15 protein-coding genes and 2 pseudogenes are annotated in these 17,537 nt (G+C 45.4%); 1 reads left to right on the plus strand and 16 read right to left on the minus strand.

Annotated features, from left to right (window positions below):
- Positions 1-24 precede the first annotated feature (24 nt).
- The 10 genes and pseudogenes from QUA13_RS32635 to QUA13_RS01115 form a co-directional block, all read right to left on the minus strand.
- Complete coding sequence (locus QUA13_RS32635; RefSeq protein ID WP_445242662.1) at positions 25-210, minus strand: transposase; 186 nt, start codon at positions 208-210, stop codon at positions 25-27.
- A pseudogene (locus QUA13_RS32640) lies at positions 158-298 on the minus strand (transposase); the annotation flags it as partial. The pseudogene QUA13_RS32640 and the gene QUA13_RS32635, both read right to left, overlap by 53 nt.
- The gene (locus QUA13_RS32645; protein ID WP_445242663.1) at positions 246-629 is read right to left on the minus strand and encodes a transposase; all 384 of its coding nucleotides are present in this window, start codon (positions 627-629) and stop codon (positions 246-248) included. The pseudogene QUA13_RS32640 and the gene QUA13_RS32645, both read right to left, overlap by 53 nt.
- Positions 630-1,089: 460 nt before the next feature.
- Positions 1,090-1,554, minus strand: coding sequence for an IS630 family transposase (locus tag QUA13_RS01085; RefSeq protein WP_333195957.1), 465 nt, complete (start codon positions 1,552-1,554; stop codon positions 1,090-1,092).
- A gap of 88 nt (positions 1,555-1,642) precedes the next feature.
- A complete protein-coding gene (locus QUA13_RS01090) occupies positions 1,643-1,942 on the minus strand; it encodes a winged helix-turn-helix domain-containing protein (protein WP_333195959.1) in 300 nt (99 codons plus the stop codon).
- The gene (locus QUA13_RS01095) at positions 1,920-2,150 is read right to left on the minus strand and encodes a helix-turn-helix domain-containing protein (protein ID WP_333195960.1); all 231 of its coding nucleotides are present in this window, start codon (positions 2,148-2,150) and stop codon (positions 1,920-1,922) included. Before QUA13_RS01095 ends, QUA13_RS01090 begins: the two co-directional genes overlap by 23 nt.
- Before the next feature lie 184 nt (positions 2,151-2,334).
- On the minus strand, positions 2,335-5,157 hold the full coding sequence (locus QUA13_RS01100; protein WP_333195963.1) for a cation-transporting P-type ATPase: 2,823 nt from the start codon (positions 5,155-5,157) through the stop codon (positions 2,335-2,337).
- Between the two features lie 53 nt (positions 5,158-5,210).
- Entirely contained in the window at positions 5,211-5,666 is a 456-nt protein-coding gene (locus QUA13_RS01105; RefSeq protein ID WP_333195965.1) for a pyridoxamine 5'-phosphate oxidase family protein, read from the minus strand.
- A 268-nt stretch (positions 5,667-5,934) separates the two neighbouring features.
- The gene (locus QUA13_RS01110; protein ID WP_333195968.1) at positions 5,935-6,783 is read right to left on the minus strand and encodes a DUF6920 family protein; all 849 of its coding nucleotides are present in this window, start codon (positions 6,781-6,783) and stop codon (positions 5,935-5,937) included.
- Between the two features lie 795 nt (positions 6,784-7,578).
- Entirely contained in the window at positions 7,579-10,221 is a 2,643-nt protein-coding gene (locus QUA13_RS01115) for an ATP-binding protein (protein ID WP_333195971.1), read from the minus strand.
- A gap of 41 nt (positions 10,222-10,262) precedes the next feature.
- On the opposite strand from QUA13_RS01115, the gene QUA13_RS01120 reads away from it, so the two are divergent.
- Entirely contained in the window at positions 10,263-11,210 is a 948-nt protein-coding gene (locus tag QUA13_RS01120) for an IS630 family transposase (RefSeq protein WP_333195973.1), read from the plus strand.
- On the opposite strand, the gene QUA13_RS01125 is transcribed toward QUA13_RS01120, so the two are convergent.
- The 6 genes and pseudogenes from QUA13_RS01125 to QUA13_RS01150 all read right to left on the minus strand — a co-directional run bounded on the left by QUA13_RS01125 (position 11,205) and on the right by QUA13_RS01150 (position 17,297).
- The gene (locus tag QUA13_RS01125; RefSeq protein WP_333195975.1) at positions 11,205-12,815 is read right to left on the minus strand and encodes a chemotaxis protein CheB; all 1,611 of its coding nucleotides are present in this window, start codon (positions 12,813-12,815) and stop codon (positions 11,205-11,207) included. The genes QUA13_RS01120 and QUA13_RS01125 overlap by 6 nt on opposite strands.
- Before the next feature lie 230 nt (positions 12,816-13,045).
- Positions 13,046-13,543 carry an adenylate/guanylate cyclase domain-containing protein gene (locus QUA13_RS01130; protein WP_333195977.1) on the minus strand — a complete coding sequence of 166 codons (498 nt, stop codon included), beginning with the start codon at positions 13,541-13,543 and terminating at the stop codon, positions 13,046-13,048.
- 52 nt (positions 13,544-13,595) lie between these two features.
- A pseudogene (locus QUA13_RS01135) lies at positions 13,596-13,920 on the minus strand (transposase); the annotation flags it as partial.
- A gap of 216 nt (positions 13,921-14,136) precedes the next feature.
- Positions 14,137-15,678 (minus strand): NAD(P)/FAD-dependent oxidoreductase, encoded by a 1,542-nt coding sequence (locus QUA13_RS01140; protein ID WP_333195979.1) that lies wholly within the window; start codon positions 15,676-15,678, stop codon positions 14,137-14,139.
- Between the two features lie 35 nt (positions 15,679-15,713).
- Positions 15,714-16,505, minus strand: coding sequence for a type II CAAX endopeptidase family protein (locus QUA13_RS01145; protein ID WP_333195982.1), 792 nt, complete (start codon positions 16,503-16,505; stop codon positions 15,714-15,716).
- A gap of 30 nt (positions 16,506-16,535) precedes the next feature.
- Positions 16,536-17,297 (minus strand): DUF6920 family protein, encoded by a 762-nt coding sequence (locus QUA13_RS01150; RefSeq protein ID WP_333195985.1) that lies wholly within the window; start codon positions 17,295-17,297, stop codon positions 16,536-16,538.
- Positions 17,298-17,537 lie beyond the last annotated feature (240 nt).

Raw genomic sequence — 17,537 nt, forward strand, 5'->3', positions numbered from 1 at the left:
AATGCTCGATTTAAGAGATGTTCTTTAACTGATCGATAATGGTTTCGATATCGGGCGCGCAAGCGCGAGCATCAACCGGTCATTGAGGGGCATCAAGCGCTGTTTCATGTTGCGCTTGAGCTTGGTGATTAGTTGAATGCCTGCGGTTTTGAACAATTGTTTTGCCAATTTTTGCGACTCGGTAGCCCTTGCTTGCAAACACCTTGCCAAACAACTGCTGCAATAATGAAGGAACCGGAGTGCGGTCATCGGTGTTCCCCGGAGTCAATATGATATTGAACAACTCGCCGGGCGTCATTGACCACCAGATGCAGCTTGAAGCCAAAGAACCAATCAACCGAGGTTTTGCCACGGGCGGCTTTATCGGCAAACACTTTGTGTTGAGGGAGGCTGCGGTTGTGACAGACTTTGATACAGGTAGAATTCATAAAACTGATGCCGCTACACTTGCCAAAACACGAGCGCAAGTAGGCGCACATTGGCACTAACGTTCCAGGAACCCATTGGATGAAGCGGTGATAGCTCACCCCTGGTGGAAACGCATCTGCCCATTCAGTCTGCACCTTCTGTTGATAATAGGTTTTGAAGTTGCGGTAACACGATTGGTGGAATGCAATCAGAATCGTCATGATTTTGCTCTTTCGTCAAGCTGCGAGGTCGATTCCGAAGCTTGAGTCCACAGCCTAAAAGTTGCTGCTGCCATTGCGCTTCAAAGCCTTGGCAAAAATCATCGACGGAGCAAAAGAGTTGTTCTAGACTAAGCAGGAGGGCAAACTGGGCGAGATTTTAGCATTTTCAGCCTATCGGGTTTGCCCTTTTCACGGCCCAAATCCTTATCCCGAACTCACGTTATTGAGAATAAACCGTGAGGTTATTAGACAGCTATCTGTGAGGGACTGTTTTATGATAGAAAAGAATGGTTTCGTCAAAATAACAAGATCACAACCATAAATGCTATCACAATTCTATCAAACAGTCCTGCAAAAAAAACTGAGCAATAGACAATTAATTACTCTAAAAATGCGGGTATGGCTACTACAGAATTATCGAGAAGTAAGGATAGAAAGATTAGCTGCTAATACCAATTTACTATGAAGTTGCACTTAATATAGCTTCAAGGATATAGTCCCAACCACAGAGAGATAAAACTTCTTCATTCGTGAGAGATTTGATAATTGTATTTACCTGTTCTTGGAGTTTATCTAAACTCGAATAGTTTTCCCACTTGAGGTCTTTTTTTGTATGCTCCCACAATCTTTCAATCGGATTTAATTCAGGACTATAGGCAGGTAAATATATTGGCATTACATGGTCAGCCCAGTCTAATAATAGAGCTTTATGGAAACTACCATTATCCATGATAATTAGATTGAAGCTCTCTGAGTATTTTTGACCAAATCCCTTTAAAAATTCTTGAAAACAGTTGTAATTGAGCTGAGAAAATTCTTGATAATATTGTTCACCTGTTGCTGGCTCTACGACTCCATAAATATAAAAGTTTCCTCGTTTCCATTGCTTTTTGCCAATGGGTTTCACCCCCTTTAATGTAATCATTCTGCCCGGCGCATAGTAATCAATCCAAATCTACTCTCATCCTGACACCATATCCTTACAGGCTTCGAGTTTCCGAAATATTTAATCATTACTTTGATGAGCTCACATAGTTTTTTTTGAAGCTTGCCTGCACCTCTTCGTTCGCTTTGTTACTTTGGGGTCTTGGGACTTTCAGGTCAGCTTTCAATTTATAATGTACTAGGTCATGTACCACTTTATAGCTCACTTTAATTCCGCATTCTTTTTCGAGCCAGAGCTGTAATTTGCCATAACTTGTTTCTCCCTGTGGTTCTTGCAGTTTTTCGATTAATTTTTCTCTCACTGATGGTGGAATATGTGGAGTCTTTCCGGGAGCTTTTTTTATGCTAAGTAATGAGCGTAATTCCACCTTGTTTGTAAGCTTTTAACCAACGATATATTGTTAATTCGTCTCGTTTTAACATCGTGGCTAATTCTGCTCTTTTTTGGATTTTTTTGGTAGCCAGCCAGTATAATACCAGTAATTTTTCTTTATTTACGGCGGTCGCATGACCTTCGAGTCGATGCTCTAGTTCCTCAACCGTTTCCTGGATTTGTACCTGAAGTTTGTTCGCCATATTGGATTTCCTCTACTTTTACCCTATATTTTAGTGTACCTTCATAGTGAATTGGTATAACCGGCCGTTACCAATACAAGAAAATAGCCGTCGTCGTCATATACAAAGATTTTAACCTCAAATGCCTGAGTGAAATTTAGTCGGATTTAACTGTAGCCTATTTTGGTTTAAAGTTAAGATGCGTTTACCCTGCCTGAACAATTTGCTTTCGTATTTCATCAGCGATTAGTATCAATGGTGGGCAGAGGATTAGCAGCGACCATTGCCAGGGAGATAGGGGTGCAGTCGCAAATACTTTTTGTAAAGGTGGGAAATAGATAATAGATAGAATCAGTGCCCACTCAACCGCAATGCCTAACCAGATCAAACGGTTGCTAAAGAAGCCCAAGCGAAAAATTGAGGTGCGCTCACTGCGGCAGGCGAAAACGTTTCCAACCTGACAAGCCACGATCGCCGCCAGCGTCACAGTTGTTGCTTGATGATAAGTTGCCATCTGAGTAGCAGTCCCCGAACGGGCAAGAATCGCCGAAGTCATCCCCTGCAACTCGGTAATCCCGTAACCATTTGACCGCCAAACCAGCAGGAAACCTATCATTCCTACCACACCTTCGAGCAACCCTAGAAACAAAAAGGCACGCAGCATTAAAGACTTATCCAGTAATGGTTTCGACTTTTTGCGTGGCGGTTGAAGCAAGATGCCTGCCTCCGGTTCTTCTGCGCCCAACGCTAGGGCGGGAATCATGTCTGTGCCTAGATCGATCGCCAGAATTTGCAGAATCACTAAAGCGGGCGGAATCTTAAAAAAGACCATCGCCAGAAAAGGGAGCAATTCTGGTATGTTCGAGGACAGGATATAGGTGATGAACTTGCGAATATTCTGATATACAGCTCGTCCTTCCTCGATCGCACTAATAATAGTCGCGAAGTTATCATCAATCAGCACAATATCAGCCGCTTCCCGCGCCACATCCGTGCCGCTGAGCCCCATCGCAATGCCGATATTGGCGGCTCTCAAGGCTGGAGCATCATTCACCCCATCACCCGTCACCGCTACGGTATGACCCATCCTGATGTAAGCCTGAACCAGCCTTAACTTCTGTTCCGGCTGTACGCGAGCAAAGATTAACCCGGATTTTTGCTGCAATATTTGATACAACTGGGCATCCGAAAGATGTCCCATTTCTTCGCCCGTAACTACCCTGGCTTTACCATCTACTAAGCCAATTTGCTGGGCAATCGCTTCTGCGGTGAGTCCATAATCTCCTGTTACCATCGTCACCTGGATACCTGCTTGATGGCATTGGGCGATCGCGTCGGCAACTTCTGCTCTCGGCGGGTCAATCATTGCCACCAACCCAACAAAGATCAGATTTTGCTCCAATTCCTGGGCTTCTTGCGGTTGCTCCTCTTTCTGCCGCGTGGCAAGTCCCAGAACTCGATAACCTCGACTTGCAAATCCATCATTAACAGCAGTCACCTCTGCCCGTTCTGCTGCTGATAATTCTTCGATCTTGCCATCTTTGAGTATTTGCTGAGAGTGTTGCAGCACGTCTAATGGCGAGCCTTTTGTAAAGATTAGAAAGGGAGCCGTGAGTGGTTTGAGCTTGTCCGATTGCCCTTCTAACTCAAACCCTAAACCTGAATTATCCGAACTTCTTTGCAGCACAACACTCATCATCCGTCTGCGCGAATCAAAGGGAACTTCCTGCGTTCTTTTAAGCTGACGCTGTAGTTCTTCAAAATTCAGTCCCTTTTTTAGGGCAGCCACCAGCAGAGCCGCTTCAGTGGGATCGCCAATCTCCTGCCACTGACTGGAACCTGCAGGATGGTTCAAGCGGGCATTGGAACAGAGCGCCGAACCCGCCAACAGCAGCTTTACCTGTGATTCCATTCGCCCAGCAGGAACTTGTACCTCTCCTCCCGTCGGGTCGTACCCTATTCCAGTTACTGTAATCTCAGATGTCGGAATCCAGAGTCGGCAAACCGTCATCTCATTTTTGGTCAGCGTCCCTGTTTTGTCTGTACAAATGACTGTTGTGGCACTCAATGTCTCCACTGCCGAGAGCCGACGCACCAGAGCATTACGCTTTGCCATGCGCTTGACACCCATAGCTAGAGCCAGAGTCACCGTTGGCAGCAGTCCTTCTGGGATAAATGCCACAATAATCCCGATCGCAAAAATGAAGCTTTCCTTGAGTTCCATGCCCACCAACAGGCTAGTCAGCAGAAACACCACAACACCCAGCCCAAGGGCGATCGTGGTGATGACGTGCACCACGCTGTTAATTTGAACTTCCAGGGTGCTAGGTTCTCGCTTCACAGTTGTAGTGAGATGGGCAACCTGACCAAACTCGGTCTGAGTTCCTGTAGCGTACACGACAGCTAATCCACGCCCTGCCGAAACGGTAGAACCCGCAAAAACCAGATTGCTTGATTCCGAGGCACGCATCTTTTCAGTGGCTACAGGTTCGGCCGATCGGGCAACCGGCAGCGATTCTCCAGTCAGCACCGAGACATCGACATAACAAGACTGAGCCGAAACCAGTCTGGCATCAGCAGAGATGCGATCGCCCTCTTCCAATTGCAGGACATCTCCCGGAACCATCTCCCTGACGGGAATCTCCCCTAGCTTGCCATCTCGATAGACTTTAGCGCGGGCGGGCAACATTTTATTGAGTGCTGTTAACGCTTGTTCTGCCTGGAATTCTTGCCAAAAACTGAAACCGGCATTAATCCAGATTACAGCCCAGACTGCCCAGCCGAGTTCTGGTGTACCGGACACAAAAGCCAGCGCACCTGCAACCCAGAGCAAGAGTGCCATGAAATGGGTCAACTGATCGGTGAAGCGGAGTAATAGCGATCTTCTGGCTGGTTCGGGCAGTTCATTAAAGCCGTATTGCTTGATTCTTATTGCTGTCTCTGCCTCTGAAAGTCCCTTTTCTGAAGTTGACAAAGTTTCGTAGACTTGCGGGGTCGATAGTGTCCAAACAGGTAAATGAGATGCCATACAGGATCAACAAGTTGCCTCATAAGTTTGCTGCACGGTTGACGAGAGCGCTCCTATGGGTTCTTACTGCTGACTCCATCAGTCGTGCGTCCGCTCATTTCACTCTCGTGGATGCGGTAGATTGCAATTACCTCTGAACGTCCCTGAGAATCAGTCCAGGTTCGATTGATCGCAGGTGAGAGCATGGGATTGCGCTTTTTGACGAGGTGCATTACCCGATCGATATCTTCCTGCTCAGTTAGGCGCGAAGCTCGACCATTGACGATCGCGCTGCGCCAATGAAGCGGCTCGCGTATTTCTTCAACCTGCAAACAAATTTCTGGATTTGCATCAAGATCGTGAGTCTTCATGCCGATCGTTGTAAACAGGTAAATCTCCTCTTCTTCGAGATAATAATTCATTGGTATCACGTAGGGCTTGCCTTCGTGTATGCAGCCCAGATGACCGTATCCTACTTTGTGTAGCAGCTCCTGTATTTCTTTGGAACTCATTTCATCAATATCTAACATTATTATTCTCTTAAAAAGTCAGTTGATTGGTAGTATTGAACAGAAATAATCCCGGCTTTACATCTGTCGTTAGATAGAGTCGATATCTGAAAGTCAATTATCGGAGTCAATAGCCTGTTGAGAAAACGATCGCCTCGCAAATCCTCTGCGCGCCTAATTGATGCTTTTTTGCCCGCAGCTACGCTGGCCACAACTAAACAAACCGTGACTAGGGCGATCGACCTCGATCGTAAAAAAAATTGGCAAGGGTTACAATCCCAAGATTTTGCTACAGCACAAACTCATAGCTAATCTCTGTAGTTCTTCCTTTAAAATAGAGCCGAGTGCCTTCTGGATACTCCCATCCCACCTCGCCTTCTAAAGGAATCAGCATCCCATTGCGAACTGAATATTCCCCAAATCGACCGCCCCAAGGCATCGCAGTCAGCTTGTCGCGATAACGAGCCTCAGTCCGAAACGTATCGATCGTCCCTTCAGCATTAAACTGAAATACGACGGAGACAGTGGTTGCACCATCCGTCAAAGTAGCGCGAGCAGAGGTGTCATTAATCGCCTCCCAGCGCACACCTTGACTGGGTAATAGTGCAGTGGGATACCAAGGAGCCTCAGCAAAGAACCGCAATAATTCACCTTGGTTCGCTTCAGGCGTACTGGGTATTTTTGCAACGGTAAAAAGACCGAGTAATGATGCGTGTAAGCTGCCTTCTCCTAAGAGATAGGTATCATGAACAAAGGCATTAACTCCTGGAGCCATCTGGATGCGTGCATCCCAATCAAAACCCAGACGTTGAGTAATCACAAATTGAGTGGCAGTAAACGGACTCCACTTGTTCTCAGTTTCACTCATATTGAACAGTCCCTGCTGAGAGAGTTTGACCGCCGCCACGATCGCTTGTCCGTCCTTAATTACTGTCCGAAAAAATCGCTGTACGGGTTCTGGCAAGCCTTCAATCTCTTTTGGGTCGTAGATTTTGGGCTTAATTGTTCGCCGTCCATTTGTTAGTTTTGCTCGTAGGCGATCGGTATCTGACTCCCAGCGATAGCTACCATAAATGGCAGCAATTCCCAAGCTGACTATGATTAAAACACCAATAATTGCAATCCACTTAATCCACATGATACTTACCTATGTTTGTTAATTCAGAAGTTGATAGATTGTGAAGATCAGAACGATCGCTACAATAGCTGTATTGATTGAAAACGTGTAGTTAGATAGCCAATTAGGAAGATAAATCGCAAAAGTGTCCTTTGTTGAATTTGAATACTTCCGTGCAATCAGGGTTAATGGGCAGACCAATCGAAAGGTTAGTAAGATTATACCTTCTAGAGATACAAATCCCTAACCAATCCAGAGCCAGATATCGATTTTATTAGACCTCTTGCAAAATAATTTTATGATATAATGAGAACTTTTGCTTTACTTGATTAAATCCCAGATCCTAACTTAATTTTCACAAACTTTTGCTAGAAACAAGATAAAAAGAAACAGAAAAAATGTTATTCAGGCAAGAAAAAACAGCATATGCTAAGTTGTTTTCCTACAAAATCAGTACGCAATATTTATAGAAAAACGGCATTGTTGTATGTGGCGCTGGAGTCTGCGGCTGTTAATGATATCATGTCCGGTCGATTACCCTGATTCCTCTAGGGGCGGGTTCACCAATAATATTTGCCAAAAACGGACAATCTCACAAACCCGCCCCGGCTATGTATTATGGGCGATCGATCGGACATGATATGATTGGTATAAGATTGAATTGTTTCCCTACAAAATTAGGACACAACAGTGCTGTGTCCCTACAAAATCACTACGGGATATTTGTAGGAAAACGGCCCAGGCTAAATCCGGCGCGGGACTATGCTTCCTTTGACAAAAAGCGGTTTCAACAGCCGAGTATTATCTCAAAATAAATTAAAATCGTCCTGCTAGATTGGCAATAATTAATCCTAGTTGAATAGGCTTTAGCGGCTTAGCAATATGAGTTTGAAAACCAGCTTCGATCGCCCTTTGCCGTTCTGTATCGCTCGCATAAGCAGTCAGCGCGACGGCTGGGATTTCTCCTCCGGCTTCCGCAGCAAGGGTTCGCACTTCTCGAATTAAGAAATATCCATCTTCCTCTGGCATTCCGATATCAGAGATTAGCACGTCGTATCGGCCGGGATTCTCAGTCAAAGCAGCGATCGCACTTCTGGCAGATGCAACTGTCAAAACCTCAGCCCCGTAGCCTTCGAGCACAAATGCTACGAGCTCCCGGGTATCGAGCCCATCGTCCACAGCTAAGATGTGCAAGCCTTCGAGAGAGGGGACACAATCGCTTCTTGAGGCATTTAAAGGCTCTACCAAAAAAGTTGGCTCTAAATCGATCGCCGGTGTCAAATTTTGAGGCGAGGCTCTCAACGGCAATCTCAGAGTCATTGTAGTTCCTTGTCCCTCACCGGGACTATCCGCTTGCACCGTTCCCCCGTGCAATTCTACCAGATGACGCACGATGGACAAACCCAATCCCAGCCCTTGATTAGCCTTAGTGGTGCTGGCATCGCCTTGATGGAAACGATCGAAAATATACGGCAAGAATTCTGCCCGAATGCCTTTTCCCGTGTCGCTGATTTGAAGTTGAGCGCGATCGTCGATCGCCGAGAGCGTGATTTCCACTCGTCCCCCGGCCGGAGTAAACTTAATCGCATTAGATAAAAGATTCCACACAACTTGCTGCAAGCGATTGATATCGCCTAAAACAGTTGTAGCAATCAAATGCGAAACAATTTGAATGTTTTTTGCTTCGGCTGATAATTGAACCCCCTCCAGCGCAGCTTCCACCACTAACTGCAGATCGATCAAACTGGTATCAAAAGCGAGCTTGCCGCTCGTAATCCGAGAAATATCGAGAATATCTTCGATTAACTGAGATTGCGCCCTCGCGGAGCGCTCGATCACCTCTATAGCGCGAATAGCGTCTGCTTCCTTAAGCTTGCCAGAACGCAGCAGTTGTGCCCAGGCCAGGATCGGAGTCAGGGGATTGCGGAGCTCGTGGGAGAGATTCGCGAGAAATTCATCTTTAGCACGGTTGGCGGTTTCTGCTTGTTGGCGGGCCAACTGTTCATGCTGCAATAACTGCGATCGTAGCGTCTCAAACTGCTTGCGCTCGGTGATATCCTCGATCGACAACAGAATCATTAAAGCTCGATCTTCTCGTTCAAGTTTACAAGCATTAAGCAGCATAGTTTTCTGCCCGATATTATCAAACAGGTGATCCAACTCAAAGTTTTGAAGCTGAACATCACTAACCAGAATATCTTCCAATATCCATCGCAATTGGGGGATATTCCACTGCCCGTTGCCTAGCTCAAACAGCGAAGATTTTGCTGTTTCTGAGGATGAAACCTGAAACGTTTCATAGAACGATCGATTTGCTTTATTCACTCGGAAATTAGCATCTAGCGCGACTAAAGGCGTTTGCACAGTTTCCACGATGGTTTCAGCGTAGTTTCGGGCATCTTCCAAGGTGGCGGCACTGCGTTTAAGAGCATCAATATCTATCAAAACCATCACCACACCGTCAATCTGGTTTTCCGTTGTGCGGTAAGGACGAATGCGGATGTTGTACCAATATCCCGATAAAGTTTGAACTTCTTGTTCTTGCGTCTGGAGAGTATCAATCACCTCCAAAATCATCTGTTCCAAGTCGGGAACCTCAAGAGTCGATCGGATGTCCCTAAAAGGTCGTCCAACATCTGTAGGAATCAGACTAAAAAGTTGCTGTGCCGTTGGCGTAAACCGTCGAATCTGTAAATCGTTTGTCAGCATTAAGATAGGGATATTGATACTGGCAAGCAAATTTGTCAGATCGTTATTGACCAGGCTTTGTTCAATATTTCGACTGCGAAGTTCCTCGTTAGTGGTGGTGAGTTCCTCGTTAGTGGCTTGAATCTCTTCTTTGGCAGTTTCTAGCTCCTCGTTGGTGCTTTGCAACTCCTCGTTGCTCGATAGGATTTCTTCGTTGGCAATTTTGAGGTCTTGGTTGAGATTTTCCTGCTCCTGGATCAGTGATTGCAGGTGCACTTTAGCCGCAGTTTTTTCTTGGTTAGCGGTGGCTAGTGCCTGCCTCAGGCACTCATTTTCCGAAGCTAAATCACCTGGCTCGCAGCTTGCAGAAGTGACGGTGCCCAAATCGATCGCCTGGGGTAAAACCTCTTCAAGTAGCAGCAAAAAATAGCGTACTGTGAACGCTTGCGGCTGAAACGGCATCACCTCAATATTGACGATAGTCGATCGTCCGCCCGATTCAACCACTACCCTTTCTTTCCTAACTGTCAGGTTCTGCGTTTGTGCCTGATAAATTGCGGTGCGAAGCTCAACAAGCAAGCCTGCCCTTGCCATTGTCAGCAAGTTTAAGTCCGGCGTTCCGGCTGCCACTCTAAAGTAAGGATCGATGTCTCCCCGCACTTGCAAGATTTTCATATCCTCGTTGACAAGCACACTGGCTGGGGCATAACGATTCAAAATCCGTTGCTCAGTTTCTCGCTGTAAGTCGAAGCTATTTACAGCAGATTCCATGTATATGTGGTACACTGTGTTCAGTAGCGATCGCGGAAAAAATGAAACCTTATTCGATTGAGTTTCGTAAAAAAATAGTTAAAGCCTATGAACAAGGTGATACATCAATTCGGAAAGTAGCCGCCAGGTTTGATGTGAGTAAAGCCTTTATCCAGAAGCTCTTAAAACAAAAACAAACGACTGGTCATATTCAACCCAAAAAACAGGGTGGAAGTCAAAAAAGTGTCTTACACTCGCGTACAATTCAATTAACAGAGATGGTGGAAAAATATCCCGATCTTACCTTGTCAGAATATTGTGAATATTGGCTAGATACCTACCAGGAAGCTGTCAGCCCTAGTATGATGTGTCGCGAACTAATCAAACAAAATCTAACGCGAAAAAAAAAGACCATACGAAGTAGTCAGTCTGCCACAGAAAGAGTGCAAATTTTGAGGTATGAATATTGGGAAAAAGTGAAAAACATCGACCAGAATAACCTCGTATTTTTGGATGAAATGGGGGTTTTACTTGGGTTAACACGAACCCACGCACGTTCAAGATATGGTAGTAGAGTTTACGATTTAAAACCATTTTATCGTGGAACCAAAGTAACAGTTGTTGGAGCAATCAGCTTAAAAAAAGTAGTAGGATTAATGACGCTAAATGGGTCGATGGATAGTCAGGCATTTGCAGTTTTTGTGGAACACTTTTTAGTGCCAAACTTATGGGATGGTGCAGTGGTTGTCATGGATAATCTACCAGCTCATAAGTTAGCGGTGATTGAACCATTGATTCAAGCGGCTGGTGCCAGTGTGCTGAATTTATCGCCTTACTCTCCTGACTTTAATCCTATAGAATTATGGTGGTCACAACTGAAAGCTTTTTTACGTCAGTTTTCACCAACCACTACCAAGATGGTTGATGTAATACTTGCTACTGCGCTTGATTTAGTCAATATTAAGCACTTTAAAAACTGGTTTACAAGCTGCTGCTACTGTACTTCATGAGCCTGGAATCTGCTGTATTAAATTTTCTTCATTCATTTCCTGTTTTTGAACAGTTTTAGCGACGGGATAGGAGCTCGCCGTAAAGGAAAAAGTGGGACGAGTCGCAGTCAACTTTTTGGCATAAATTTTATACTTTCTATCCACTGACTTAAACAAGTATGAAAATTTTCCGGGGCTCTCAGAAGTACCTAACATCAGAAAGCCTGTTGGGTTAAGGCTGTAATGAAAAATCGGCATCACTTTCTTTTGCAATGACTCTCCCAAGTAAATCAGCACATTGCGACAGCTAACTAAATCGAGATTGGAAAAAGGCGGGTCACTACCTAAGTCTTGTCGGGCAAATACGCACAGTTCGCGGACAGCCTTGCAAATTTTATAACTACCTCCTTCTTGGAGAATAAAGAAGCGATTGCGTCGCTCTGGTGAAACGTCTACCATCTGGTTTTCTAGGTAGACGCCTGACCGAGCTTTGCCGATCGTCGCCTCGCCAATGTCCGTGGCAAAAATCTGGATCGGCGGGATAACTCGATCGCCCAAAAACTCTAACAAGCAAATGGCGATCGAATAAACTTCTTCACCAGTCGAACATCCCGCCACCCAAATCCGAATGGGAGCATTTGCCGATTTATTTTGGGTAATCGTGGGGAAAACCAGCTTTTTTAACTTTTGAAAGGCTTCGGTGTCACGGAAGAAACTGGTAACGTGAATCAGGATTTCTTCATACAAAGCTTTGACTTCAGCCGAATTGTGTCGAAGGTATTCGGCGTAATCATCCAAGTTCTCTAGCTTGTACAATACCATCCGTCGCTGGATGCGTCGGTTCAGGGTAGCCGCTTTGTACTGGCTGAAGTCAACGCCTGCGATCGATTTCAACAGCGCCAAAATAGTGGCCAGGGCCGATGGCTGTTCGGGCGATTCCTCAACTTTTGTCAGGGGAAGCGGGCCAGTGAGAAGGGGACTGCGACTGTAGTTTGCCAGTTCCTCGGCAATTTTTTCCGGTGGCAGAACAAAATCGACATTTCCTGTCGCAACAGCGGTATTCGGCATACTATCGAATTTTGCCGTGTCTTGACATTGAGCAAAAGTCATGCCTCCGGCTGCTTTGATTGCCTTGAGCCCGAGTGAACCGTCTCCGTCTCCCCCGGATAATACTACGGCAATTGCTTTGTGTCCGCGATCGATCGCCAATGACGTAAAAAACGCATCTCCCGGCATATATTTGCCATAAAGCTTCTCGCGGGGTGATAGTTGCAGCACGCCTTTAGATAGCACCATCTTGGTGTTGGGCGGAATGACGTAGACTTGATTCGGCTCTACAGCCATGCCGTCTTGTACCTCATTAACAGGCATTTGCGTGCTTCTGCTGAGAATCTCCCTCAGCAAACTTTTGTGATCCGGGGCTAAATGCTGAATCAGCACAAACGCCATACCCGTATCTATCGGTAAATGGGTCAGTAACCCCGTGAATGCTTCCAACCCTCCTGCGGAGGCGGCAATCCCAACTATGGGAAAGGGGGCCTCGGTTTTTGCTGATTGTTCGATGTCGAGGGTGGCTGGGGCGATCGATTCTGGTGTATTTTCTTGAGAGAATTGAGGAGAAGTCATGATGTGAAGTCCTCGACTTCAGTTATTTAGCAGCATACCTATCTGGCAAGTGTGCTACTGATTAATTCCGACTATTTTGAGCGTCGGTTAAGTTGCCATCATAACGCAACTCCCTTAAGGATGAGCTACACTCTTGGAGCCATGAGCTGAGCGCGATCGAAGAACTTTATCTGCTGTTGGGGCGATCGCAAGCAGAAGCTAGCCATAACCAGCTATATTTGTTTACCTACTTAGCTTCTTCCAGCGACCAGTGTACCAGAAAGTGCGATTACAGATTCCGTATTAATTCTAGCAGTATAAGCGACTTGCGCCCCTTGTATCCCCTTTAAGTCTTCAACTCGTTTGTGAACTTCGGACACTCCAGCCGCTTTTAATGCAGTTAAAAATCCTTGGTCGTTGTAAACATCTTCGGAAAACGAAACTTCGTCACTTTTAGAAAGATTTTGGATGCGGGCGGCTTTGTTGACTGTCGAGCCAAAATAGTCGATCGAATTATTGAGATTTACGAGCAAAGCCGTCCCTCGGTGAATGCCAATTCTGACTTGAACCCACTCGGATTGCGGGCGAGTTAAATTGTACTCTCTGAAACGGGTCACAGCAGCGACTGCCGCCATAATTGCTTGTTCGTTGCTGATAAAGGAAGCCATGACGGCATCGCCAATGGTTTTAATGACTTTACCGCCAACTTTCTCGATCGACTCAAAGAAAATTTCAAAATGATCGCGCACAATATTAGACCTCTTGCAAAAAAAATCTCTGTTATAATGAGAAGTTTTAAATTTAATCGCCTAGAGCTAACTCATAATTGTAAATTCCTGACAACAAATTACAACGCAGACCATGACGGCGACGACGATTCCGATAACGACTCGACAAAATGCCAGAAAATTTTGAGACTCCGATTAACGTGTTCAATTCCCTATTCTTTTCTGGGCTAGAGTTCGGTTATAGTTTTTTGCTAACAGATAAACTTGCCCATTTTTAGGTTTCTTTCTAGGGATATAACTATTCCGGTGATAATCCTTTATGCTACTAATTGAGTTTTTAGCGTATGCTGTTTTTTCTTGCCTGAATAACATTTTTTCTGTTTCTTTTTATCTTGTTTTTAGCAAAAGTTTGTGAAAATTAAGTTAGGATCTGGGATTTAATCAAGTAAAGCAAAAGTTCTCATTATATCATAAAATTATTTTGCAAAATGTCTATTGGCGATGGCGGCATAAAGCATATAGAAAATCACAAAATTGAAGAATATTCAGATCCCCGTGCGGACGATTTTAATCAGCATCAATTTGGTTTTATTTTCCATATTCCCTCCCTATTTTCAAGGTGTCATTGCCTGAAAATTCTGCTTGTCTTCCCGACAGATTTGCTGAATAATATTGCGTCCAGACATTGCCACCACTGGCACACTACCACCGGGTTCGACCCACTGACCTATCAAATAGAAATTCCGCAGTTTAGGTAATGTTTTCGGTAATCCTTTTATCGACAGTGGGAGGGTTTGCTTCGTCAGTAGCCAGCCACAACTTGATCCTTTCCAGTTCCCAGTGTAACGCTCGTAGGTCAAGGGAGTTGCCACATCGACAAACTCAATATCAGTCTTAATACCAGGGTAAAATTGCTCTAGAAGATCGATGAGAATTTGCGATTCTTGAAGTTCCTCCGCGTCGTAGCTCGATCGACCGTAAATACGTTGCCAATATTCATAATTAGTCGTCAACATGACCATCAGAACCGATTTCCCTGGTGGTGCTAGTGAGGGATCGAAGCAATAGTGCTTGACTCCAATCTCATACCGCGCTTCCCCCGTAATGACTACAGGTTCGTCGAGTAAATGTGTCGTCCAATGCGGTTCAGATGATAGATCTCGATTGACTCCTAGTGATACCTGTAGTTGAGAATGAATGGGTAAGTGTCCATCATAGTAACGTTGCATCTCGCGAGGGACATATTGCTGATTCTTCTTCGGAGAGGCTCCGCCAACGAGTAACCCAAAGAGCGTATTGTGTCCATCACAGGCTGAAATAATTCGATCGGCAAAGTATTTTTCGTTGTCATATAATCGCACACCATTCGCTCGATGATTCTGCACTAAAATCTTTTCTACTTGTGATTCATAGTGGATTTCACCTCCTAATTCCCGATAGCGCTGGGCGATCGTTTGAGCAAATTGTAGCGATCCCCCCAGCGGAAATCCAGCATTTTTGGTGTGCATATACGCCAGTAGAGACATACCCACCATCACTGGAATGCTTTCCCAGCCAAACATCTGAGGAATAGCACGGCGAAGAAATGGGTCTTGGAAGCGATCGGCAAACTCCGTTGCTGAGAGGTTTCCCCACTGCGACATTGGGCATACAAACGGCAACAGTTTTCCCATCAGGCGTCCCCAGTCACCCAGACGCATTAATGCTTTGGGTTGCTGCTGAAGTAGGGATAGATCAAAGTGAGTAAACGTGCGAATCCCAGCACAGAAATCGCTAATTAATCGCCGATCAACGGGTGATAGTTCTTTTAAATGCTGCTCCAGCCGATCGGGATTGCTGTAGACAATTAAGGTTTTACCATGAGGTTCGCTAACTCGTAGCAATTCATCGTGATGGACAAATTGTTGCTGCGGCATAACGCCAAGTTCTTCCCAGAGCCGATAGAAAGGCTGTCCTTGCCCAGAGCCAAACAAATAGTGAATGCAACCATCAAAAATAAATCCCTGTCGTCGCCATGACGTACACAGCCCACCGGGTTGATCGTGCATTTCAAAGATCTGCGATCGATAACCATTCATCTGGGCGTAGCAACCTGCTGCCAGCCCAGCAATCCCCGCCCCAATGATGATAATGGTGCCACCACAATTAGGCTTCATAATGAAGATTTCCTATATGTTTGCTATACCTCGTGTTAGCCCGCAAGAACCCTTTCTCGGCGAGAGAGATTGGTTTTTCCCAATACTGCGATCAGTGCGATCGCCACAACGCAATTCAGGAGAGCATCTGCGACAGGGGACACCCCAGTTATAAATAATCCCCATACGTTCAGCGAACCATGAAAAAGCGCCACTAGCAAAATACTGCCTTTAGTGCTGTTGTAAATCCAAGTATAGATAAAAGCATTGGTCACGATGATGATGAACCAGAGGAAAGGGAACTCAGACATCGGGTGGCCTACCAAAAAGACAAGCGGTAAATGCCATAAACCCCACAATATGCCCACAATGAGAGTAGCAATCAGAGCGTTATATCGTTTCTGCAAATGTGGTAATGCAAAGCCACGCCACCCAATTTCTTCGCAAGTAGTGGCGAGAAAATTTACTCCCAAACCGAAAATAACATAGGGAGATAGATTGACTGGTGGCACTGCAATTGTTACTGAAAAGCCCAATAATTTCGTGACGACTTGCGCCACAATCAGCAAAATTGCAGACCCCAGCACCGCTACGATGTACCAGATTAGGCTAACCCGCCATCGGATTAGTCCCTTGTTCAAATCCCGAATCCCTGTTTTACCATGCGTCACCTGTGACACAATAATAGCCGCAAGAGCAGGTCCAACGGCATAAAAGATGAAAAGAACTTGGAAGTAGGGACTGTTAAATGGGGCAATGCCTCGCGAGGCTAAGACGGTCGATATCATGCCAAGCCATGACATACCAAAAGCCAAGATATAGAACCAAGCAATCGGATATTTTCTCATTTTTCATTCTCTCCTTTGACATAAGTTGGTCTATCGATAGATTGCATCATCGATCGTGCCTCGGAAGAACTCGCCCTCCGACTCAAACCGATCGGAGCCAAAGTACCATCCAATCCGTAGACGGGTTGGAATGGTGTAGCCGCAGAATGTACCCTCTTCCTCTAAAATTCCACCGAAGTCCACATAACGGAACTCAGCACCGTCTGGATTGCCCCAGCGTGGTAACTTGAAGGTCTTAAGACGACCCGTTCGATCGATCGTGAAATCTAGTTCGGCTCGCTCGTCTTGCACTACAAAACTGGAATGCAAATTGGAGTCTAGATTCGATGACTCTGTGCTTGTCCATAAAACGTCATCGCCACAAAACACAGACGGTAAACACACTGACTCTGATTGGAGGCGACCAATAGAAGACCGCGTAATATCTGCACCACTCGCCGTCATGACAGGGAATAATCCCAACAGCTTCCACTGCATCGCACCGATGCCGTCGATGATGCGATCCGAGCCGACAATTGGCAAGAAGCTATTCATCCATGCTGTAGCACTCCAAATCAGTCCATGTTCCCAACAAACGACTTGCTCGGCTGTGAATGGAATCCACTTTTTCAATTTAATTTCGCCGTGCATTTTCCACCGAACCGCAGAGGCGAGCTTTGTTCCAGGTGCGATCGCGTGTTCGAGATACCGTCTGGCCGCTTCTGGCAAGTGAGTGAAGTCATCTAAGTGGAATACACGATCCTGAGATGTGGCTGAATTCCATAGCGCATCAAGAGAAATTTGTTTGGTCATTACTGCCTCCAGTGTTTTGACGTTTCTTAATTCAAGATTTGATAGAGGGTGATGATGAAAATGATCGCTAAAATAGCTGTATAGATTGAAAACGTGTACTTAGATAGCCAATTAGGAAGATAAATCGCAAAATTGTCCTTTGTTGAATTTGAATACTTCCGTGCAATCAGAGTTAACGGGCAGACGAAGCGAAAGGTTAGTAAGATTATACCTTCTAAAGATACAAATCCATAACCAATC

The organism is Microcoleus sp. S28C3 (genome assembly GCF_036700785.1).
GTDB lineage: Bacteria > Cyanobacteriota > Cyanobacteriia > Cyanobacteriales > Microcoleaceae > Microcoleus > Microcoleus asticus.